This window comes from Burkholderia lata (assembly GCF_902499335.1).
Taxonomy (GTDB): domain Bacteria; phylum Pseudomonadota; class Gammaproteobacteria; order Burkholderiales; family Burkholderiaceae; genus Burkholderia; species Burkholderia lata_B.
In genome coordinates this window covers 300726-320569 of sequence record NZ_CABVQK010000001.1, presented here as the reverse complement: position 1 = coordinate 320569, position 19844 = coordinate 300726, and the positions used below count along the sequence as shown (strand labels likewise).

Genomic DNA, 19844 nt, shown 5'->3' with positions numbered 1-19844 from the left:
TCAGGCCGCCGCCGGAACAATCCAGCCTTCGCGGTCGCAGTAGGCGGCCGTGTAGTCGATGAACGCCTTGACCTTCGCGGGCAGCAGCGCGCGGTTCGCGTACGCGAGCTTGATCTCGACGAACGCATCGACGAGATCGGCGTCGGCCAGCAACTGCACGAGCGCGCCCGACGCGAGCTGGGCGCCGACGAGCGTCTTCGGCACGACGCCGATGCCGAAGTCATGCAACACCATTTCGCGGTTGAAGACGGGGCTGTTCGACGAGATGTCGAAGCGGAACGGCACGGTCAGCGTGTTGCCGTCAACGCGGAACGACAGCGCGGGCCGGCGCAGCGACGGCGACATCGGCACGAACGGATGGTCGGCGAGATCGGCCGGCGTGACCGGGCGTGAATGGGTGCGCAGATACGCGGGCGTCGCGACGATCACGAGCGGAATCCGCTCGATGAGCCGCACGACGGTCGATTCGCTCGTCAGCATGTACGGCACGACGATGCCGATGTCGTAGCCTTCGCCGACCAGATCGACCGGGCGCTCGGTCAGCGTCACGTCGAGGCGCACCTTCGGGTGTGCGGCCTTGAAGCCGGCGATCAGCGGCACCAGCTGGTTCAGCGCGGCCGTCGTGTGCGCGACGAGGCGCAGCAGGCCCTCGGGCTCGCGTGTGTGCGTCTGCGCTTCCGCTTCGAGCGAGTCGAGTTCGTCGAGCACGGCGGCGCAGCGCTCGTAGATGCGCTCGGCCGTTTCGGTCAGCGATACCTGGCGGGTGGTCCGGTGCAGCAGCCGGCTGCCGAAACGCGCTTCCAGATCCGCGACCGCGCGCGACACGACAGGCCGCGCGAGGCCGTGCATGTCGGCGGCGCGCGTGAAGCTGCGCATCTCCACCACCGACCGGAAAATCCGCAGCTTGTCGATGTAGTCCATGTCCGTCTCCTTGACGCGAGGCCGGCCACCGGCCTTGTTACGGCGGAGTGTACATTGACTTTATGCATATGCACATATAAATTGCGAAGCATGAACGACACCTCGATTGCCCACGCGTGCAACTGCCTCGCGCTGCGTCAGGCGGCGCGCTTCGTCACGCAACTGTACGAGCGCCATCTGGCCCCGGTTGGCGTCACGCCCGCCCAGTTCTCGATCATGGCGAACCTGACGCGCCAGCCCGGCCTGCTGATGAGCGAACTCGCCGATACGCTCGTGATGGATCGCACGACGTTGTTGCGCGCGCTGAAGCCGCTGCAGCGCGACGGCTTCGTCGCGACGGCCGCGTCCGAGCACGATACGCGCGCGCATGCGCTGAGCCTCACGAAGCTGGGCGAGCGCACGTTCGCGCAGGCAAAAGTCGCGTGGCAGGCCGCGCAGGACGAATTCGAGACGCAGTTCGGCCGCGACCGCGCGAAGGCGCTGCGCGACGAGCTGTTCAGTGTGACCGCGGGACGTTAGACGGACCGGCGGCAAACTGGAACGGAATTCGATCCATTGGTCGCTTTGGTGGCGCTGGAGAGTGGAAATTGGTTTTTGAAACTGTCCGGATTGATGTCGATCTGGACAGTTTTTATTTCCAGTTGTAGAGTCCCCTGACGGGTTTCACGGGCCGGCGCCGCCGGCACGCGTCAGAGGAGCAACCGATGCTGCAGTTGAGTGACCGCGACAGCGCGATGCTGCGCGGGGATTTCGGCGATGGCGTCGCGCGCGCGATGCGGATCGTCGCGCGCACGGCGCAAGTGATGTCCGCGCCGCACCTGATCGACATCACGTCCGCCCATATCGACGGCTGCCTTTACCACGGCCAGACCAGCCTCGACTTCGTCGAGTATTTCGTCGACACCGGCGCGAAGGTCGCGGTGCCGACCACGTTGAACGTCGGGTCGCTCGACCTGATCCATCCCGAGCTGTACCACGGCGACCGCACGATCCAGCGCGACGCGCAGCGCCTGATGGACGCGCATCTGCAGCTCGGCTGCGAATCGAGTTTCACGTGCGCGCCATATCAGCTGAAGAACCGTCCCGCGAAAGGCGAGCAGATCGCATGGGCGGAATCGAACGCGATCGTGTTCGCGAATTCGGTGCTCGGCGCGCGGACGAGCCGGTACGGCGATTTTCTCGACCTGGCCGCCGCGATCACCGGGCGTGCGCCGTATGCGGGGCTGCATGTCGAAGCGAACCGCGCCGCGCGGATCGTGTTCAACGCACCGGACTTCAGCCGCCTGCCGTCGCGCGACATCTATTTCGCCGCGCTCGGGCTGCTGATCGGCAGGATCGCGGGCGCGGTCGTGCCGGCGATCGTCGGGCTGCCGGCGGACACCACCGAAGACGAGCTCAAGGCGCTCGGTGCGGCCGCCGCATCGAGCGGGGCCGTCGCGCTGTTCCATGCGGTCGGCGTGACGCCGGAAGCGCCCACGCTCGACGCCGCATTGCACGGGCAAGCGGCGCAGCGCACGGTCGACGTGACGATGGCCGATCTCGACGAGATTCGCCGCACGCTGAACCACGGCGCGGCTGGCGACACGCTCGTCGCGGTGGCGCTCGGCACGCCGCATTTCTCGCTCGCCGAATTCCGCACGCTCGATGCCTTGCTCGACGCGTTCGACGGCAAGCCGGCCTGCGATTTCTACGTGAACACGAGCCGGTTCATCCTGTGGGAGCTGGACGAAGCCGGCCTCGCGGAGAAATTCGCTGCGCGCGGCATTCAGATCGTCGTCGACACGTGCACGTACATCACGCCGGTGATGAAGCAACTGTCGGGGCTCGTGATGACCAATTCGGGGAAATGGGCGTCGTATGCGCCCGCGAACATCGGTGTGACGGTCGCGTACGGCAGCATGCGCGAATGCGTGCGCTCGGCGTATGAAGGAAAGGTGCGATTCGATGACTGAAGCGACGCGCAAGGTGTTGACGGGCGACACGCTCGTGCCGGGCAGCGCATGCGCGTGCCCGTTCGTGCTCGACAAGCCGCTCAGCTTCTGGGGCGGCTACGACTCCGGCGTGGGAAAGATCGTCGATCGCGGGCATCCGCAGGCCGGCGCGAGCCTCGCCGGCAAGGTGATGGTGATGCCGCACGCGAAGGGATCGAGTTCGAGCAGCAGCGTGCTCGCGGAAGCGGTGCGCAACGGCACGGGGCCGGTCGGGATCGTGCTGAAGGAGCGCGACCTGATCATCTCGATCGGCGCGATCGTGGCTGCCGAGCTGTATGCGATCGCGGTGCCGGTGGTGTGCGTGACCGATGAGGTGTACGACGCGATCGTCGCCGCTACGGGCGATGTGCGGATCGAAGCGGGTGAGGGGGACGGCGGCGCGCGGATCTGCGTCGACCGGTGACGCGTCGTGCGCCGGGGCGGCTCAGATAAAGCGAATGTGCGGCGTTTCTTCCTTTGCGAGTGACAGTGCGTTCCGGGCGGCATTCATTTCGCGCTTGCCGCCGGGTTGCCTGAGCCGCCGGATCTCGGGCCACACGATTGCGCCGAACACGGTGCGCAGGATCGTGCTCAGCAGGAAGAAGACGATCGCGGCTCCGCCGAACCATGTGGATATCTCCAGCGCGCTGTCCGTGCTGCGTTCCATCGCGGACACGAGGCCGACGGTGATGGCCATGGCGACCAGCAGGCCGATCGTTGCAACAACATCGGTGCGGGCAGCAACGACTTTCGCGGTGCGAACGAGATACACCGAGCCGTCGGTCACGTTGCGGATAGCGTAGATGGCGCGGCGATCCTGACTTTGGGCGTATGCGACTGTCAACCGGTCGCCCGCGACGATGAACACGCTTCGCGTGCTGTCCGTCCTGAGTGTGAGCGGTACGTCGATCGTGTCGAGCTGGAGTGCGATCTCCTCGATGCTTTGCGTGGTCATGCCCAGGTTGTTGCTCCAGACCTTCGTACTGATCGTTTTCTGGCTGACGGACTTCACGCAGCCCGACGCGATCTGCATGGCGCGATCGGTCATCCGTTGCTCCGTTCCACCGTGAAACCGGCTGGTTCGTATTGCCACTTTTCCTGGGCTTCGCGCCGTTGAGGCCGAAAGACCAGTTCGGACAGGCCGGCGATCGCAAGCAGGGTGCCCAGCAGGCTGATGATGCCCACGACCAAGGTCACCGCGCCGACGAACGCCCAGCCCGATTTGAAGGCGGCGCCGTCGATCAGCAGGCTCAGCATGAAGATGCACGACGCCCACGCGAGCAGCGACAGGTTGCTGTTCTTTTGTCGGAACGCATCGTAAGGCGCGATCGCCAGGTCGTTGCTCCTGATCCACGCGATTCGACGGCGGCCTCGATCGTCGAAGACACACGCGCGCACCGCCATCCCGGGCTTCAATCGATCGATCTGCTTGAACGCTTCTGCATCGATATCGTCCGCCGCGATGAAGTAGCAGGCGTCCTGCATCGTCAGACGATAAAGCGGCACCTTCTTGATATCGGACGCGACACGGATGAGGTTCGTGTCGATACGGTCGATCGTCGATTCGATCAGGGTGGTGTGGTCGGGCATGGGGCGGAGAGTGCGCCGGCGGGCGCCGCTTGGGCTTGGCATTGATCATACCGATGAAATCGCGGGCGGGGGCGACGTGCCGCTCGCAGTTTCGCATTACTCGCGTGCGGCACCCGCGGCCGCCTCCCGGTAAGCACTCGGCGTCTGCCCGGCCCAGCGCCGGAACGCCCGCGTGAAATTTGCCGGGTCGGTAAATTGCAGCCGCTCGGCGATCGTTTTCAGGTCGAGATCCGACGCGGCGAGCAACTGCTTCGCGTCGCGAAACCGCGCTTCGTCGAGCAATTGCCGGTAGCTCGAACCGGCTTCCTCCAGCCGGCGCCGCAGCGTGCGTGTCGACACGAGCAGCGCGTCGGCGAGCGTCTCCGGCCCCGGGTAATCGCCGGCCCCGCGTGCCAGCTCCGCGCGCACGCGCTCGACCAGATCGCCTTCGTCCTGACGCACCTGCGCATACTCACGCTCCACCTGCACGAGCGCCTGCCGGTGCGCGACTTCGTCGGCGAGCGGTAGCGGCCAGTCGAGCACGTCGTGTGCGATCCAGAGCGCGTTAGCGGCGCAGCCGAATTCGACCGGTGGCAACTGGTCGCGATAGCGCGCGAAATAGGGCGGCTCCGGCCACGCGAATTGCAGCGTGATCGGCGGCGACGTGCGCCCGGCCCATTGAGAGATGTTCTGCGCGAGCCCCGTCAGCACGAATTCGAACATCACGTGATGCTGCAGCACGGGGCTCGCCTGCACGCCATGCAGTTCGAGCGTCGCGCCGCGTTCGTCTTCTGCATAGGTCAGGCGATATTGGCGGTTGCGCATCCGGAAGTAGCGCTGCGTGACGGATAGCGCCTCGCGGATGTCCCGCGCGGTCAGCGTCGCGTAGCCGAGAAAGCCGTGCACGGTCGGCTTCAGCAGCAGCCCGAACGCGAGCCCGATGCCCGGATCGCCGCCGATCTCGATCGCATTGAGCACGAGCCGCCCCCATTGCGACGGCGCGACGCGCGCGTCCGGTTCGGCCAGCACCGCATCGCGCAGGCCGGTGCCGGCGCGCACGGCGGCCAGGTCGACGCCGCGCGCGGCCAGCGCCTGCAGCAGCAGGCGCGTATAGGCGACCGGAATCGTCGGCCGGCGCAGCCCGAGGCGGTCCTTGGCGAGAGGGGAGGTCATGTCGATTTGGCCGGAAATGACAAGCATTATGGCTGTTTGCCCCCTCACGTTCAAGGCGGCGCGCGCCTACGATGTCACGCATCGCTTATTGGCACGATCATCATGACCACGACTTTTCCCCACCTGCTCGCACCGCTCGATCTCGGCTTCACGACGCTGAAGAACCGCGTGCTGATGGGCTCGATGCACACGGGCCTCGAGGACAGCCGCAAGACGCTGCCGCGGCTCGCCGAATATTTCGCCGAACGCGCGCGCGGCGGCGTCGGCCTGATCGTGACGGGCGGCTTCGCGCCGAACGTGGCCGGCTGGACCAAGCCGTTCGGCGGCACGCTGATGACGTCGGCCGCCGCGCGGCGGCATCGCGAGGTCACGGATGCCGTGCACGCGGAGGACGGCAAGATCGCGCTGCAGATCCTGCATACGGGCCGCTACGGCTATCACCCGTTCGCGGTCGCGCCGTCGAAGATCAAGTCGCCGATCTCGCCGTTCGCGCCGCACGAACTGAGCGCGCGCGGCGTCGAACGGCAGATCCGCGCGTTCGTCCGCTGCGCGAAGCTCGCGCGTGAAGCCGGCTACGACGGCGTCGAGATCATGGGCTCCGAAGGCTACCTGATCAACCAGTTCATCTCGATGCATACGAACAAGCGCACCGACCAGTGGGGCGGTTCGTACGAGAACCGCATCCGCTTGCCGATCGAGATCATCGAGCGCACGCGCGAAGCGGTCGGCCGCGATTTCATCCTGATCTACCGGCTGTCGATGCTCGACCTGATTCCGGACGGCAGCGACTGGAGCGAAACCGTGCAGCTCGCGAAGGCCGTCGAGCGCGCGGGCGCGACGATCATCAACACGGGGATCGGCTGGCACGAAGCGCGCGTGCCGACGATTGCGACGTCGGTGCCGCGCGGTGCGTTCGCCTGGGTGACGAAGAAGATGAAGGGCGAGGTCGGCATTCCGCTCGTGACGACCAACCGGATCAACCGTCCCGAAGTGGCCGAGCAGATCCTCGCGGACGGCTGCGCGGACATGGTGTCGATGGCGCGCCCGCTGCTCGCGGATGCCGAGTTCGTGATCAAGGCCGCGCAGGGCCGCGCCGACGAGATCAACACCTGTATCGGCTGCAACCAGGCGTGTCTCGATCACGCGTTCAAGAACAAGATCGCGTCATGCCTGCTGAATCCGCGTGCGTGCCACGAGACGGAGCTGAAATACACGCCCGCCGCGCAGCCGAAGCGCATCGCGGTGGTCGGCGCGGGGCCGGCCGGGCTCGCGTGCTCGACCGTGCTCGCACAGCGCGGCCATCAGGTCGACCTGTTCGACGGCGCGGCCGAGATCGGTGGCCAGTTCAACATGGCGAAGCGGATTCCGGGCAAGGAAGAGTTTCACGAAGCGCTGAGCTACTTCGGCCGTCAGGTCGAGTTGACCGGTGTGAACCTGCACCTGAACCGCCGCGTGGACGCGAGCGACCTGATCGCGGGCGGTTACGACGAGATCGTGCTCGCGACCGGTGTCGCGCCGCGCGACCCGAAGATTCCGGGGCAGGACGGGCCGAACGTGCTCAGCTACATCGACGTGCTCGCAGGCAAACAGCCGGTCGGCCGGCGTGTCGCGGTGGTCGGCGCGGGCGGGATCGGCTTCGATGTCGCCGAGTATCTGGTGCAGGAGGGTGAATCGCCGGCGCTCGATCTCGAAGAGTGGAAGGCCGAGTGGGGTGTGACGGACCCGGCCGCGACGCGTGGCGGCGTGACGCGTGCGCAGGTCACGGCGCCCGCGCGTGAAGTGACGCTGCTGCAGCGCAAGGCCGCGCCGCTCGGCAAGGGGCTCGGCAAGACGACCGGCTGGATTCACCGCGCGACGCTGAAGATGAAGCAGGTGAAGATGATCGGCGGCGTGAACTATGAGCTGATCGATGCGCGCGGCCTGCACGTGTCGTACGGCGAGCAGCGCACCGATCACGAATTGATCGAAGCCGACACGATCGTGCTCTGCACGGGGCAGGAGCCGCAGCGCGCGCTGCTTGCGCCGCTGCAGGCGGCCGGGCGCTCGGTGCACCTGATCGGCGGCGCGGAACTGGCCGCCGAACTCGACGCGAAGCGCGCGATCGATCAGGGCTCACGGCTCGCGGCACGGCTGTAACGGGCGGCCGCTGCAACGGCCGCCCGGGCGTACGCCGCGTGGCGGCGATCCGCCTGCGCGGCAATTCGTGGCTCACCGCTCGATGCGTCGATTCGCTGGCGCAGGACTGAAATGAGCAGCAGCGCCGGCCGCGTCGCCACGTCACGTGGCGGCGCTATCCCGACAGACCGCGACCGCGAACGCGAACGGCCCTCACGCGGCTCAGGCCGCTTCGGCCCGCTCTTCCTCTTCCGCTTCCAGCATCGCCTTGACGATCAGGTAGATGGCCGGCAGGTCGTCATCGTCGCGGCGCCAGTCGACCGGCTCCTCGACATCCGAGGCGACCAGGCGGCTGTCGCGCAGCCGGATGAACGCGTCGACGACGGCCGGATCGTTGCGGTTCAGGAAGCCGGCATTCGAGAATGCCAGCTCTTCGACGTTCAGCAGCGCCTGCCAGCTCATCGTGCGGACGGCCGCGGGATGGGTTCGGCGCCGCAGGCCGAGCGCCCGCTGCGCGGGGCCGCCCGCGACACGCTGCAGATCGACGACCGCCCGCTGCGCGGCGCGCTCGAAGTGGACGGGGTTGAAGCCGGGTTGCTCGGGATCGAATGCGGATGCCTGGAACATGGTCGCCTCACAAAAGTCCGTTCGTCTGTGAATGACGGAATTCGGGTCAAATGGTGCAAAAGCACTGTAAATATATACAGTGTTTGGTGCGGTTTCAAGCCCCGGATGAAGGATTTTGTGTGACGGCGATCGAAGCGGGTGGCAGCACCGGACAGGCGAACGATCTACACCGCTGCCGCGATCGTCTCCCGCAACCACCGGTGCGCCGGATCGCGATGCACGCGCTCATGCCACAGCATCGACATTTCATAGCCGGGCACCTCGACCGGCGCTTCCACCACACGCAATGCGGGTACGTCACGCACCAGCCGCTCGGGCAGCATCGCGACGAGATCGGTGCTCGCGACCGCCGACATCACGAACAGGAAGTGCGGCACCGACAGCACGACACGCCGGGCGGCGCCCACCTTCGCGAGCGCTTCGTCGGTCACGCCGAAGAAACCGCCGCCGTCGGGCGACACGATGACGTGTTCGAGCGTGCCGAACTGCGCGAGCGTCGGGCGTCGCTTCAACTTCGGGTGCCCGGCGCGGCCGATGAGCACGTAACGCTCGGCGAACAGCGGCAAGCGCCGCATGCCGGGCGGCGACCCTTCGGATGTGTGGAAGGCGAGATCGATCCCGTTTCGTTCGGCATCCTGCTCGATGCGCGGCGGCACGAGTTCGACGACGGCGAGTCGCGTGGCGGGCGCGGCCGAGCGCAACGCGCTCAGCGCGGGCAGCACGATCGTCGATTCGCCGTAGTCGGTCGCTGCCACACGCCACGTGTTCGTCGCGGTGGCGGGATCGAACGGCGTGGCCGGAATGACCGCACGCTCGACCGCTTCGAGCGCATCGCGCAACGGTTCGCGCAGCGCTTCCGCGCGCGCGGTAGGCCGCATCCCGCGTGGCCCCGGCAGCAGCAGCGGATCGCCGAACACGTCGCGCAGCTTCTGCAGCTGCACGCTGACCGATGGCTGCGACATGTTCAGCTTCTCGGCAGCGCGCGTGACGTTGTGTTCGGCGAGCAGCACGTCCAGTGTGACGAGCAGATTGAGATCGAGTCGCCTGAGATTATTCATGGCTATACCTGGAATATCAGGAATTCATTTCAAATATACCGTGGGTAACGGCATCCTGCAGTCATTCAATCCACGGAGTGACGAACATGAATGTGCTGATCGTGTATGCCCATCCCGAACCGCGTTCGCTGAACGGTGCGTTGCGCGACTTTGCCGTCGAGCATCTCGAAGCGGCCGGCCACACGGTGCAGGTGACCGACCTGTATGCGATGAACTGGAAGGCGGCGTTCGATGCGAGCGACGTGACCGATCGTGCGCCCGACGCGCGGTTCGATCCGTCGCTCGACTCGAAGCGCGCGTTCGCGGCGGGCACACAAAGCGAAGACATCGCACGCGAGCAGGAGAAGCTGAAGTGGGCCGATGCGGTGATCCTGCAGTTTCCGCTATGGTGGTTCTCGATGCCGGCGATCATGAAGGGCTGGTTCGAGCGCGTGTATGCCTACGGTTTTGCATACGGCGTCGGCGAGCATTCCGATACGCACTGGGGCGATCGCTACGGTGAAGGCTCGTTTGCCGGCAAGCGCGCGATGGTGATCGTCACGACGGGCGGGTGGGAATCGCATTACAGCCCGCGCGGCATCAACGGGCCGATCGACGACGTGCTGTTTCCGATCCAGCACGGCGTGCTGTACTACCCGGGGTTCGATGTGTTGCCGCCGTTCGTGATCTACCGGACGGGCAAGATGAACGACGCGCGCTTCGACGAAACGCGTGCGGCGCTCGGCAAGCGTCTGGATGCGTTATCGACCGCGCAGCCGATTCCGTTCCGGCGGCAGAACGCGGGTGATTACGAGATTCCGGCGTTGACGCTGAAGGAAGAAATCGCGCCGGGGAAGGTGGGGTTTGCGGCGCACTTGGCGCACGCGCATGGATGACGCATGGCAGGCCCGCGCGAGAAAGCGACGCGCGGGCATATCGACACATGCGCTCGAATCAAGTAATTTCCGGAGACCGACACGATTCGTCTACACAATAAGCCGGCATATCCCGCGCAGCGAGTCGGTCTCGACGGAGAACAACAACGATGACTTCCGAACAACCGGGCCAGGCAGAACCGATCGATGACAACCGCGCCGTCCTGCTGATCGAACTCGAAGCCGGCGGCTATCTGACGGAGGAGCAGGCGGCGCGCGTCACCCAGCGTCTGAGGGACGCACCGGCCGAGCTTCCCGACACCGATTCCGCGCGCAAGATGCTCGACTGGCTGATCGCCGAGGGCTACACGACGGCGGAAGCCGAGGCGAAGGCCACGCATGAACTGCTGGACGGCCGCTACGCGAGCGGCAACGCGAAAATCGTCCTGATGACGGTGCTGGAGGAGATCGATCCGCCCCGGTTCGAACAGCGTCGGAACGAAACGGTCGCATCGATGCAGCGCGAGCAAAAGAAGAAGCAGATGCTGATCGGCTTCGGCGGCCTGGCTGCCGCGCTGGCGGTGGGCGCCTACCTGTTGTGGCCCGCATCGGCGCCCGCATGCAGCGCATCGAGCACGACCAAGGCGCTGAGTGCGCTGATGTTCGGCGCGCGCATGGACATGATGCGCAAGAACCCGATGCAGATGCTGGACCAGGGCAGCATGCCCTTTCCCCGCATCAGCAACCATCGCGAAGTCGGTTACGACGAGGCGAATCAAGTGCGGGGCTGTCTGGCGGACCTGAGTATCGCTGACGAGCATACGACGCTCGGCTATGTGGTCCGGCACGACGACAAGGACAAGAGCGCTTTTGCCGTGCAGATGTTCCCGTCTGAATACGTGACGGCTCGCTACAGTGCGCAGGGACTCAATCCGAAGCTCGGCGCGCCGCTCGGCCGCGACGTCATCAGCACGGCTTTCATGGCGGGTGTCGCACAACTCGACAAGAATGTGTCGGAGCGTTCGCCGAGCTACGGCAAGCCGCTGCCCGGCGACGACGAGCCGACGACGCTGACGAGCAGCGTGCTCGGCGTCATGCCTGCCGCCGACTGCAAGCAGATCGACGGCGACCATGTGTCGTGTCCGTTGCTGATCGATTATCGCGACCGGCTGCTCGGCGCGATCGGCGCGCCGTCGATGCTGCAGTTGAAAGGCGATTTCACGTTCGTCAAGGAGGGCAGCGGCTGGAAAACCGCCGACGATTTCGACAAGACGCTGATGCAGGCGATCGTCGCGCGACGTGTTGCGAAGGTGTATGGCGACGAAGTCGCCGACAAGATGGAGGCGCAGAAGCAGAAGTAGGGCGCGCGGCAACCCGATCCACCGCTGCGGATGACGAAACGAAACGGGCAGCCTGCGAGGTAATCGCAGGCCGCCCGTGTTGTCAGTGCTCGACCGGCTGCTTACCGATCGTCTTCCCGCACCGAAGAAGGATGCCGGCACAGCGCCCGCACTTCCATCTCCATATACGGGAACAGGGGCAACTGGCTCAGCAGGTCATGCAACTGCTGCACGCTTTCGACGTCGAAGATGCTGACGTTCGCATACTGCCCGGCGATCCGCCACAGATGTCGCCACGTCCCTTCGTTCATCAGCCGCTGGCACATCGCCTTTTCTTCCGCCTTCAGCGTGGCCGCCTTGACCGGATCCATATCCGTCGGCAGACGGACGGTCATTTCCACATGAAACAGCATCCTGCACTCCTTGCGTTATCGGTTCGTCGAATCGGAAGGCCGCTCACGCCTGCGCGCGGGCTCGCTCGACGTCGCTACCCGGCACGTCCTGCTTTTCCTTGAGCAGCGAGAAATCGAAGTCGATCAGCGCGAACTGCCCGTCGACGCCATACGGCTTGCCTTCCGCGCCTTCGGCCTGCTTCACCGGCGGGATCAGCCCGTCGCGCGTCGCGAATGCGAAGTCGTCCCACAGATGCGGATCGCCATCGATGTTGATCTGCGTCGTCAGCTTACGATAACCGTCCGCCGAAACGAAGAAGTGAATGTGCGCCGGACGATGGCCGTGGCGGCCGAGCTGGTCGAGCAGTTGCTCGGTCTTGCTGCCCGGCGGCACGCTGTAGCCGACCGGCAGCACGCTGCGGAAGCTGTAGCGACCTTCGGCATCGGTGCGGATCGAGCGGCGCAGGTTGAACGCCGGCTGCGACTGATCGAAGTACGAGTAGTTGCCGAGATGGTTCGCGTGCCACACCTCGACCAGCGCGTTCGCGATCGGCGAGCCGTCCTGGCCGAGCACCTGGCCGCGCATGATGAGCGTCTGGCCCGGATCGGTGCCGTCGTCGAGACGCGCATGGCCGACCGATTCCGGCGCACCGGCGACATACAGCGGCCCTTCGATCGTGCGCGGCGTGCCGCCCTGGATGCCGGCCTTCTCCTCGGCTTCGTCCATGCGCACGTCGAGGAAGCGTTCGAGGCCGAGGCCCGCGGCGATCAGCCCGAATTCGCGGCCGGCTTCGTTCAGGTAGTTCAGCGCCGTCCAGAATTCGCTCGGCTGCACGTCGAAGTCCTCGATCGTGTAGCAGATGTCCTTCACGATCCGGTTGACGATCGCGCGCACGCGCGGGTTGCCCGGCTTCTCGGCGGCGTCGTCGAAGGTCTTCAGCAGTGCGTCGATGGCTTGCTTGTTCATCTGTGTCTCCGGTTTCGGTTGTCGTGTGGGGTCAGCGGGCGTCGCGTCGCATCCGTTCGATGCGGGCCCAGTCGAAGGTGATGCCGAGGCCGGGCGCTGCCGGCAGGTGCAGCTTGAAATCCGCGTAGCGCAGCGGCTCGACGAGGATTTCCTCGGTGAGCAGCAGCGGACCGAACAGCTCGGTGCCCCATTTCAGCGAGTCGAACGTGCTGAACAGTTGCGCGGACGCCATCGTGCCGGCCGCACCCTCGAGCATCGTGCCGCCGTACAGTTCGATGCCGGCCGCCGCCGCGATCGACGCGACGCTCGCCGCACCCTGCAGGCCGCCCGATTGCGCGATCTTCACCGCGAACACGTCGGCCGCGCGATCCTGCGCGAGCGCGAACGCATCGACCGGGCCGTGCAGCGCCTCGTCGGCCATGATCGGCACTTGCGCCAGTTGCGTGAGGCGTTTCAGCCCCGCGCGGTTGGTCGCTGCGATCGGCTGCTCGACGAGGCTCACGCCGGCTTCCGCAAGGCGCGCGCCGGCCCAGATCGCGTCGGTCTCGCTCCATGCCTGGTTCACGTCGACGCGCACGTCGCCGCGTTCGCCGAGCGCGCGCTTGATCGCGATCACGTGCGCGACGTCGTCGGCCACCGCGTTCGAGCCGATCTTCAGCTTGAACGCGCGGTGGCGGCGGGCGTCGAGCATCGCTTCCGCTTCCGCGATGTCGCGCTGCGTGTCGCCGCTTGCAAGCGTCCATGCGACATCGACCGCATCGGTCCGGCGGCCACCGAACAGCTCGGACAGCGGCACGCCGAGGCGGCGCGCCTGAGCGTCGAACAGCGCGGTCTCGATCGCGCACTTCGCGAAGCGGTTGCCTTGGAACAGCTTGCGGGCGCGCGCCAGCGCGGCGCCCGGACGCGTCGCGTCCATGCCCTGCAGCAGCGGCGCGAAGTAGGTGTCGATGTTGACCTTGATGCTTTCGGGGCTCTCCTCGCCGTACGCGAGACCGCCGATGGTGGTCGCCTCGCCGACACCTTCGATACCGTCCGTGCATCGAACACGGACCAGCACGAGGGTCTGGCAATTCATCGTGGCGACCGACAGTTTGTGGGGCCTGATCGTTGGCACGTCGACGAGCAGCGTCTCGATGCGTTCGATGGTGGCGGCAGTTGCTATCATGCGATTCCTCCTGTTGGTGCACATGGTAGGAATTCCCGCCCCGCGTCGTCCAACACTCTTTCCGACTACTTCCATACCTTTGAGGCATGAAATGGAATTGCGTCAGCTCCGCTACTTCATCGCCGTCGCCGAGGAAATGAACATCACGCGGGCGGCCGAGCGGCTGCACATGACGCAGCCGCCGCTCAGCCGCCAGCTCCAGGCGATCGAGGACGAGATCGGGTTGCCGCTGTTCGAGCGTGGCGCGCGGCCGCTGAAACTGACGGATGCGGGGCGCGTGTTCTATGCGCAGGCGAAGCGCCTCGTCGACCAGGCCGACGAGCTCGGCCCGCTGACGCGGCGGCTCGCGCAGCTGTCGGAGCGGATCGTGATCGGCTTCGTGCCGTCGACGCTGTACGGCGCGCTGCCGGACGTGATCCGCGCGTTTCGCGAGGCGCAGCCGGACGTCGAGCTGTCGCTTATCGAAATGTTCACGCTCGAACAGCTCGGCGCGCTGAAGGGCGGGCGGATCGACGTGGGCTTCGGCCGGCTGCGGTTCGACGACGACCAGCTGGTGCGCGAGGCGCTGATCGAGGAAAAGCTGATCGCGGCGCTGCCGGTCGGGCATCCGCTTGCCGATCCGGCCCGGCCGCTGACGCTCGCGGATATCGCGAACGAGACGCTGATCGTCTATCCGAGCACGCCACGGCCGAGCTTCGCCGATCAGCAGCTGTCCGCGCTGCGCGACGGCGCGCTGGTGCCGGCGGCCGTTCACGAGGTGCGCGAGTTGCAGACGGCGCTCGGGCTCGTGGCCGCGCAGGTGGGCGTGTCGCTGGTGCCGGAGAGTGTGGAGGGGGTGCGCGTGAAGGGCGTGGTCTACCGGCGGTTGCCGGAGCCGGCCGCGACGTCGCCGATCATCATGAGCCGCCGGCTGCACGGCGAAAGCGCCGCCACGGCTGCGTTTTGCGCGATTGCGCGGGAGATGATCGTGCCGGCGGGGTGACGATCGTCGTTGCCTCTACAAATCGCAACTAACGGTCTGTTTCCGCAGGCATTGGCAAATCCGGGGAGGGCGTCGCGGTCTCATGCCGCTCCGTGCAAAGTCACAGGCCGGCCGTGCAAGCCGCCGGGCGCGCGAGCATGCGCGACGACGTTACCGCTTCCCGTCGAGCGTTTCCGACGGCGATTCCCCGAACTTCTCCCGATACGCGATCGCGAAACGCCCAAGGTGCGTAAACCCGCAATCGAGCGCGACATCGGCGATCCGCCGGTCGGACGCCGTGCCGCGCAGCAACTCGCGCGCATGGTCGAGCCGCGTCGCGCGCAGGTATTGCATCGGGCTCATTCCGCGGAACTGCAGGAACGCGTCGCGCAGCGTGCGTTCCGGCACGTTGGCGGCCTGGACGATATCGGCGAGCTGCAGCGGCTGCGCGTAGTGCGCGTTCACGAACTCCTGCGCGCGCCGCACGAAGCCCGGCGCCGGGTCGCGGTGCGATGCCTGCAGCACGGAAGGCGGATGGCCTTCGATCAGCAGGTCGATCAGCAGGTGCTCGAGCTGCGACGCAACACGCGGGTTCGCGTTCGCGCGTTCGAGCAGTTCGGGCGACCGTGCGACGAGCATCAGCTGCTGGCGCCACGCGGCGAGCGCGGCGTCGCTGACGTGCAGCACGGGATCGAGCGTGGCGCGCGGGTCGCCCGTCAGCGAGCCGACGGTCGCCGCGTCGATGCGCAGCACGAACTGCTCGCAATCGGCCGACAGCACCGCGTCGAAGCGCTCGCCGGGCGCGCACAGCACGCCGGTCTGGCCGTCGACGCCGAGTTGCCGCCCCATCGCGCGCACCTCGGCCTGGCCGGACAGGCAGAACATCAGCAGGTAGTAGCCGTCGACCGCGTCGACCTGCACGCGCATCGCGTCGCCGAACGCGATCGTGCCGATCCCGAGCCCGCCGAGCCTGACGAAATCCATGTGCGACGCACCGCGCGTGCGGCCGTTCGGCAGCAGCGCATGCGGCTGCATCACGCGCGAGATCCGCTCGCGCGTCTCGTCGAGATCGCGGGATTCGAACAGCCGGTGCGCGCGCAGCGCGAGCGGCTCGAACGACGTTGGGGACATGGGCATCAGCCTTGGTGTAGACGGCCTGCGCTTCGATCCGATCAATAGGTCGCGATCGTGCGCCGGGCCGTATGTGCCGTCATGCTAGCGCAGAAATCCGCCGAAAGTGGATATTGCACCGCCGCAATCGCACTTTCCGGATAGACGGCGAATATTAGCTTTTCAAAAATCGGCTCCATGCATTCAACGAAACGGATCGACCAGGAGTCCGACATGGAGCAGACAGAATCGCCCGTCGTTTTCGCCGCCCGCGGCGACGCGTCCGACGTGACCTTCCCGCACGAAGACGGCTCGCGCGTGCCGTACAAGGTGTTCAGCTCGCGCGCGGTCTACGATCGCGAGCAGGAGCGGATCTTTCGCGGCCCGACGTGGAACTTCGTCGCGCTGGAAGCGGAAATCCCGAACGCCGGCGACTTCAAGAGCACGTTCGTCGGCGATACGCCGGTGGTCGTCACGCGCACCGAGGACGGCACGCTTTCCGCGTGGGTGAACCGCTGCGCGCACCGCGGTGCGCAGGTGTGCCGCAAGTCGCGCGGCAACGCGAGCTCGCACACGTGCGTCTATCACCAGTGGAGCTTCGACAACTCGGGCAACCTGCTCGGCGTGCCGTTCCGGCGCGGCCAGAAGGGGATGTCCGGGATGCCGGCCGACTTCGACCCGAAGCAGCACGGGCTGCGCAAGCTGCGCGTCGACAGCTATCGCGGGCTCGTGTTCGCCACCTTCAGCGACGACGTGATGCCGCTGCCCGACTATCTCGGCGAGCAGATGCGCCCGTGGATCGACCGGATCTTCCACAAGCCCATCGAGTATCTCGGCTGCACGCGCCAGTATTCGAAGTCGAACTGGAAGCTGTACATGGAGAACGTGAAGGACCCGTATCACGCGAGCATGCTGCACCTGTTCCATACGACCTTCAACATCTTCCGCGTCGGGATGAAGGCGCGCTCGATTCCGGATGCGAACCACGGGCTGCACAGCATCATCACGGTGACGAAGACCGGCGACGATACGTCAGCCGCGTACAAGCAGCAGAACATCCGCTCGTTCGACGAAGGATTCCATCTGGAGGACGAATCGATCCTCGATCTCGTGTCGGAATACGACGAGGACTGCACGAACCATATCCAGCCGATCTTCCCGCAGCTCGTGATCCAGCAGATCCACAACACGCTGGTCGCGCGGCAGATCCTGCCGAAAGGCCCCGACAACTTCGAACTGATCTTCCACTTCTTCGGCTACGCGGACGATACGCCCGAGCTGCGAGCGCTGCGCATCAAGCAGGCGAACCTCGTCGGGCCGGCCGGCTATATCTCGATGGAGGACACGGAGGCGACCGAGCTCGTGCAGCGCGGCACGGTGCGCGACGGCGACGCGACGTCGGTGATCGAGATGTCGCGCGGCAATCCGGACCAGCAGGACACGGTGATCACTGAAAGCCTGATCCGCAAGTTCTGGGTCGGCTACCAGAAGCTGATGGGCTATTGAAGCGGGAGCGCGGAATGATGGAAAACCTGACGGAAGACATGAAGACGTGGTTCGAGATTTACATGCTCCAGAACCGCTATATCGGGCACCTCGACAACGACCGGCTCGAAGCATGGCCGACGATGTTCACCGAGGACTGCACGTACGAAATCGTGCCGAAGGAAAACGCCGACCTCGGGCTGCCGGTCGGGATCGTCCACTGCACGAACCAGCGGATGTTGCGCGACCGCGTGGTGTCGCTGCGGCACGCGAACATCTATGAAGAACACACGTACCGGCACATGACGTCGGGCCTGACGATCGTCGCGGAACGCGACGGCGAGATCGACACGGAGAGCAACTACGTTGTCGTGCAGACGCGCAGCAACGGCGAGTCGAACGTGTACCAGGCCGGCAAGTACTATGACACGGTCGTGCGCACGCCGGACGGGCTGCGCTACAAGACCAAGCGGGTGATCTACGACACGTCGCGCGTGCAGACGCTGCTCGCCACCCCGATCTGATACGGAAGCAAGGAACAGACATGACCGAAGCAACGCTCGCCGAGTGGCATCCGCTTGGCACTTTCGACGAATTCTCAGAAGACGAACCGGCAGCGCGCGTCGCCGGCCAGAAGCCGATCGCCGTGTTCCGGATCGGCGACGAACTGTTCGCGATGCACGATCTTTGCACGCACGGCCATGCGCGGCTGTCCGAAGGCTATGTGGAGGATGGCTGCGTCGAATGCCCGCTGCACCAGGGGCTGATCGACATTCGCACCGGCGCGCCGAAATGCGCGCCAATCACCGAACCGGTGCGGACCTATCCGCTCCGGATCGTCGACGGGCAGGTGGAAGTCAATGTCGGCTGATCCGTTCGTGATCGTCGGCGCCGGGCATGCCGCGCGGCGCACGGCCGAAGCGCTGCGCGAGCGCGATGCCGCGGCGCGCATCGTGATGATCGGCGCCGAGCGCGAGCTGCCGTACGACCGGCCTGCGCTGTCGAAGGATGCGCTGTTGACGGACGGCGGCGAGCAGCGTGCGTTCGTGCGCGACGCCGCGTGGTACGACGCGCAGCGTATCGAGTTGCGGCTCGGCACGCGTGTCGACGCGATCGAACGCGATGTGCAGCGCGTGCGGCTCGACGACGGCACGACGCTGCCTTATGCGCGGCTCGTGCTCGCGACGGGCTCGCGGGTGCGCACGTTTGGCGGGGCGATCGACGAAGGCGTCAGGCCGCATTACGTCCGCACGGTCGACGATGCGCGTGCGTTGCGCACGCAGCTTTCGCCGGGCCGCCGCGTGGCGGTGCTCGGCGGCGGCTTCATCGGCCTCGAGGTTGCGGCGGCGGCGCGCCAGCTCGGTTGCGACGTGACGGTGATCGATCCGGCACCGCGCTTGCTGCAGCGCGCGTTGCCGGAAGTCGTCGGCGCGTACGCGCATCAGTTGCATGATGCGCGCGGTGTGGTCTTCCAGATGGCGACGCTGCCGCGCGCGATCCGTCGCGCACCGGGCGGCGGCGCGATCGTCGAGACCGATCGCGGCGATGTGCCGGCCGACCTCGTCGTGGTCGGCATCGGCGTGGTGCCCAATATCGAGCTGGCGCAAGCGGCGGGGCTCGATGTCGACAACGGGATACGTGTCGACGCGGGCTGCCGCACGGTCGATCCCGCGATCTTCGCGGCGGGCGAGGTGACGATGCATTTCAATCCGCTGCTCGGGCGTCACGTGCGGATCGAATCGTGGCAGGTAGCCGAAAACCAGCCGGCCGTCGCGGCCGCGAACCTGCTCGGCGCCGACGAAACCTATGCCGAGTTGCCGTGGCTGTGGTCCGATCAATACGATTGCAACCTGCAGATGCTCGGGCTGTTCGGCAGTGAACGCACGATCGTCGTGCGCGGCGATCCGGGGAACGGGCCGTTCACGGTGTTCGGGCTGGGCGACGACGGCAGGATCGTTGCGGTGGCCGCGGCGAACCTGGGGCGCGACATCGGTGCGTCGCGTCGGCTGATCGCGGCGGGGGCGGTGCCCGATCCGGTGAAGCTCGCCGATCCGGCAGTGAACCTGAAGACGTTCATGTAGCAGGCGCACGGTCGGCCGGCCCGACATGCGGTAGCGATGCCGGCCGGCGCCGTGCG

Annotated in this window: 21 protein-coding genes; 11 read left to right on the top strand and 10 right to left on the bottom strand. The window is 66.3% G+C overall.

Annotated features, from left to right (window positions below; all coding sequences use genetic code 11):
- On the bottom strand, positions 1–921 hold the full coding sequence (locus BCO18175_RS01485; protein WP_174979050.1) for a LysR family transcriptional regulator: 921 nt from the start codon (positions 919–921) through the stop codon (positions 1–3).
- Between the two features lie 90 nt (positions 922–1011).
- Between BCO18175_RS01485 and BCO18175_RS01480 the strand changes: the two genes are divergently transcribed.
- The 3 genes from BCO18175_RS01480 (at position 1012) to BCO18175_RS01470 (ending at position 3315) form a co-directional block, all read left to right on the top strand.
- A complete protein-coding gene (locus BCO18175_RS01480) occupies positions 1012–1440 on the top strand; it encodes a MarR family winged helix-turn-helix transcriptional regulator (RefSeq protein WP_174968287.1) in 429 nt (142 codons plus the stop codon).
- A 185-nt stretch (positions 1441–1625) separates the two neighbouring features.
- Positions 1626–2873: an aconitase X gene (locus BCO18175_RS01475; RefSeq protein ID WP_174979049.1), complete on the top strand. Its 1248-nt coding sequence runs from the start codon at positions 1626–1628 to the stop codon at positions 2871–2873.
- Positions 2866–3315 carry an aconitase X swivel domain-containing protein gene (locus BCO18175_RS01470; protein ID WP_174979048.1) on the top strand — a complete coding sequence of 150 codons (450 nt, stop codon included), beginning with the start codon at positions 2866–2868 and terminating at the stop codon, positions 3313–3315. The genes BCO18175_RS01475 and BCO18175_RS01470 overlap by 8 nt, the downstream gene beginning before the upstream one ends.
- Positions 3316–3336: 21 nt before the next feature.
- Here the strand turns inward: BCO18175_RS01470 and BCO18175_RS01465 are convergent, their stop codons facing one another.
- The 3 genes from BCO18175_RS01465 to BCO18175_RS01455 all read right to left on the bottom strand — a co-directional run bounded on the left by BCO18175_RS01465 (position 3337) and on the right by BCO18175_RS01455 (position 5660).
- Positions 3337–3939 carry a hypothetical protein gene (locus tag BCO18175_RS01465; RefSeq protein WP_174979047.1) on the bottom strand — a complete coding sequence of 201 codons (603 nt, stop codon included), beginning with the start codon at positions 3937–3939 and terminating at the stop codon, positions 3337–3339.
- Complete coding sequence (locus BCO18175_RS01460; RefSeq protein WP_174979046.1) at positions 3936–4481, bottom strand: hypothetical protein; 546 nt, start codon at positions 4479–4481, stop codon at positions 3936–3938. Before BCO18175_RS01460 ends, BCO18175_RS01465 begins: the two co-directional genes overlap by 4 nt.
- Positions 4482–4577: 96 nt before the next feature.
- Positions 4578–5660 carry an AraC family transcriptional regulator gene (locus BCO18175_RS01455; RefSeq protein ID WP_174979045.1) on the bottom strand — a complete coding sequence of 361 codons (1083 nt, stop codon included), beginning with the start codon at positions 5658–5660 and terminating at the stop codon, positions 4578–4580.
- Positions 5661–5735: 75 nt separating this feature from the next.
- On the opposite strand from BCO18175_RS01455, the gene BCO18175_RS01450 reads away from it, so the two are divergent.
- A complete protein-coding gene (locus BCO18175_RS01450; protein ID WP_174979044.1) occupies positions 5736–7769 on the top strand; it encodes an NADPH-dependent 2,4-dienoyl-CoA reductase in 2034 nt (677 codons plus the stop codon).
- 201 nt (positions 7770–7970) lie between these two features.
- Here BCO18175_RS01450 and BCO18175_RS01445 read toward each other — a convergent pair whose 3' ends face one another.
- A complete protein-coding gene (locus tag BCO18175_RS01445; RefSeq protein WP_174979043.1) occupies positions 7971–8375 on the bottom strand; it encodes a DUF2471 family protein in 405 nt (134 codons plus the stop codon).
- A 164-nt stretch (positions 8376–8539) separates the two neighbouring features.
- Entirely contained in the window at positions 8540–9433 is an 894-nt protein-coding gene (locus tag BCO18175_RS01440; RefSeq protein WP_174968294.1) for a LysR family transcriptional regulator, read from the bottom strand.
- 86 nt (positions 9434–9519) lie between these two features.
- Between BCO18175_RS01440 and BCO18175_RS01435 the strand changes: the two genes are divergently transcribed.
- On the top strand, positions 9520–10308 hold the full coding sequence (locus BCO18175_RS01435) for an NAD(P)H-dependent oxidoreductase (RefSeq protein ID WP_174979042.1): 789 nt from the start codon (positions 9520–9522) through the stop codon (positions 10306–10308).
- 149 nt (positions 10309–10457) lie between these two features.
- Complete coding sequence (locus tag BCO18175_RS01430; protein ID WP_174979041.1) at positions 10458–11648, top strand: hypothetical protein; 1191 nt, start codon at positions 10458–10460, stop codon at positions 11646–11648.
- A gap of 101 nt (positions 11649–11749) precedes the next feature.
- On the opposite strand, the gene catC is transcribed toward BCO18175_RS01430, so the two are convergent.
- The 3 genes from catC to BCO18175_RS01415 are packed head-to-tail and all read right to left on the bottom strand — an operon-like array spanning position 11750 to position 14151.
- Entirely contained in the window at positions 11750–12040 is a 291-nt protein-coding gene (gene catC, locus BCO18175_RS01425) for a muconolactone Delta-isomerase (protein ID WP_011355923.1), read from the bottom strand.
- A gap of 43 nt (positions 12041–12083) precedes the next feature.
- The gene (gene catA, locus BCO18175_RS01420) at positions 12084–12986 is read right to left on the bottom strand and encodes a catechol 1,2-dioxygenase (protein ID WP_174917622.1); all 903 of its coding nucleotides are present in this window, start codon (positions 12984–12986) and stop codon (positions 12084–12086) included.
- Positions 12987–13017: 31 nt separating this feature from the next.
- A complete protein-coding gene (locus BCO18175_RS01415; RefSeq protein ID WP_089428086.1) occupies positions 13018–14151 on the bottom strand; it encodes a muconate/chloromuconate family cycloisomerase in 1134 nt (377 codons plus the stop codon).
- A 91-nt stretch (positions 14152–14242) separates the two neighbouring features.
- On the opposite strand from BCO18175_RS01415, the gene BCO18175_RS01410 reads away from it, so the two are divergent.
- Complete coding sequence (locus BCO18175_RS01410) at positions 14243–15133, top strand: LysR family transcriptional regulator (RefSeq protein WP_047851664.1); 891 nt, start codon at positions 14243–14245, stop codon at positions 15131–15133.
- A 150-nt stretch (positions 15134–15283) separates the two neighbouring features.
- On the opposite strand, the gene andR is transcribed toward BCO18175_RS01410, so the two are convergent.
- Complete coding sequence (gene andR, locus BCO18175_RS01405) at positions 15284–16243, bottom strand: anthranilate 1,2-dioxygenase regulatory protein AndR (RefSeq protein WP_174979040.1); 960 nt, start codon at positions 16241–16243, stop codon at positions 15284–15286.
- A 213-nt stretch (positions 16244–16456) separates the two neighbouring features.
- On the opposite strand from andR, the gene andAc reads away from it, so the two are divergent.
- The 4 genes from andAc to andAa are packed head-to-tail and all read left to right on the top strand — an operon-like array spanning position 16457 to position 19788.
- On the top strand, positions 16457–17728 hold the full coding sequence (andAc, locus tag BCO18175_RS01400; RefSeq protein ID WP_122949727.1) for an anthranilate 1,2-dioxygenase large subunit AndAc: 1272 nt from the start codon (positions 16457–16459) through the stop codon (positions 17726–17728).
- A 14-nt stretch (positions 17729–17742) separates the two neighbouring features.
- Positions 17743–18231, top strand: a complete 489-nt coding sequence (gene andAd / locus BCO18175_RS01395; RefSeq protein ID WP_069251004.1) for an anthranilate 1,2-dioxygenase small subunit AndAd — start codon at positions 17743–17745, stop codon at positions 18229–18231.
- Between the two features lie 20 nt (positions 18232–18251).
- Positions 18252–18578 (top strand): anthranilate 1,2-dioxygenase ferredoxin subunit AndAb, encoded by a 327-nt coding sequence (gene andAb, locus BCO18175_RS01390; protein ID WP_174917625.1) that lies wholly within the window; start codon positions 18252–18254, stop codon positions 18576–18578.
- Positions 18568–19788: an anthranilate 1,2-dioxygenase system ferredoxin--NAD(+) reductase gene (gene andAa / locus BCO18175_RS01385; protein ID WP_174979039.1), complete on the top strand. Its 1221-nt coding sequence runs from the start codon at positions 18568–18570 to the stop codon at positions 19786–19788. The genes andAb and andAa overlap by 11 nt, the downstream gene beginning before the upstream one ends.
- Positions 19789–19844 lie beyond the last annotated feature (56 nt).

Excerpts from the sequence above, each read along its gene's own strand:
- BCO18175_RS01485 (WP_174979050.1), bottom strand. The coding sequence starts at position 921 with ATGGACTACATCGACAAGCTGCGGATTTTCCGGTCGGTGGTGGAGATG.
- andR (WP_174979040.1), bottom strand. The coding sequence starts at position 16,243 with ATGTCCCCAACGTCGTTCGAGCCGCTCGCGCTGCGCGCGCACCGGCTG.
- BCO18175_RS01410 (WP_047851664.1), top strand. The coding sequence starts at position 14,243 with ATGGAATTGCGTCAGCTCCGCTACTTCATCGCCGTCGCCGAGGAAATG.
- BCO18175_RS01440 (WP_174968294.1), bottom strand. The coding sequence starts at position 9,433 with ATGAATAATCTCAGGCGACTCGATCTCAATCTGCTCGTCACACTGGAC.
- BCO18175_RS01430 (WP_174979041.1), top strand. The coding sequence starts at position 10,458 with ATGACTTCCGAACAACCGGGCCAGGCAGAACCGATCGATGACAACCGC.
- catA (WP_174917622.1), bottom strand. The coding sequence starts at position 12,986 with ATGAACAAGCAAGCCATCGACGCACTGCTGAAGACCTTCGACGACGCC.
- BCO18175_RS01435 (WP_174979042.1), top strand. The coding sequence starts at position 9,520 with ATGAATGTGCTGATCGTGTATGCCCATCCCGAACCGCGTTCGCTGAAC.
- catC (WP_011355923.1), bottom strand. The coding sequence starts at position 12,040 with ATGCTGTTTCATGTGGAAATGACCGTCCGTCTGCCGACGGATATGGAT.
- andAc (WP_122949727.1), top strand. The coding sequence starts at position 16,457 with ATGGAGCAGACAGAATCGCCCGTCGTTTTCGCCGCCCGCGGCGACGCG.
- BCO18175_RS01480 (WP_174968287.1), top strand. The coding sequence starts at position 1,012 with ATGAACGACACCTCGATTGCCCACGCGTGCAACTGCCTCGCGCTGCGT.
- andAa (WP_174979039.1), top strand. The coding sequence starts at position 18,568 with ATGTCGGCTGATCCGTTCGTGATCGTCGGCGCCGGGCATGCCGCGCGG.
- BCO18175_RS01465 (WP_174979047.1), bottom strand. The coding sequence starts at position 3,939 with ATGACCGATCGCGCCATGCAGATCGCGTCGGGCTGCGTGAAGTCCGTC.
- BCO18175_RS01475 (WP_174979049.1), top strand. The coding sequence starts at position 1,626 with ATGCTGCAGTTGAGTGACCGCGACAGCGCGATGCTGCGCGGGGATTTC.
- andAb (WP_174917625.1), top strand. The coding sequence starts at position 18,252 with ATGACCGAAGCAACGCTCGCCGAGTGGCATCCGCTTGGCACTTTCGAC.
- BCO18175_RS01460 (WP_174979046.1), bottom strand. The coding sequence starts at position 4,481 with ATGCCCGACCACACCACCCTGATCGAATCGACGATCGACCGTATCGAC.
- BCO18175_RS01455 (WP_174979045.1), bottom strand. The coding sequence starts at position 5,660 with ATGCTTGTCATTTCCGGCCAAATCGACATGACCTCCCCTCTCGCCAAG.
- BCO18175_RS01470 (WP_174979048.1), top strand. The coding sequence starts at position 2,866 with ATGACTGAAGCGACGCGCAAGGTGTTGACGGGCGACACGCTCGTGCCG.
- BCO18175_RS01450 (WP_174979044.1), top strand. The coding sequence starts at position 5,736 with ATGACCACGACTTTTCCCCACCTGCTCGCACCGCTCGATCTCGGCTTC.
- BCO18175_RS01415 (WP_089428086.1), bottom strand. The coding sequence starts at position 14,151 with ATGATAGCAACTGCCGCCACCATCGAACGCATCGAGACGCTGCTCGTC.
- andAd (WP_069251004.1), top strand. The coding sequence starts at position 17,743 with ATGATGGAAAACCTGACGGAAGACATGAAGACGTGGTTCGAGATTTAC.
- BCO18175_RS01445 (WP_174979043.1), bottom strand. The coding sequence starts at position 8,375 with ATGTTCCAGGCATCCGCATTCGATCCCGAGCAACCCGGCTTCAACCCC.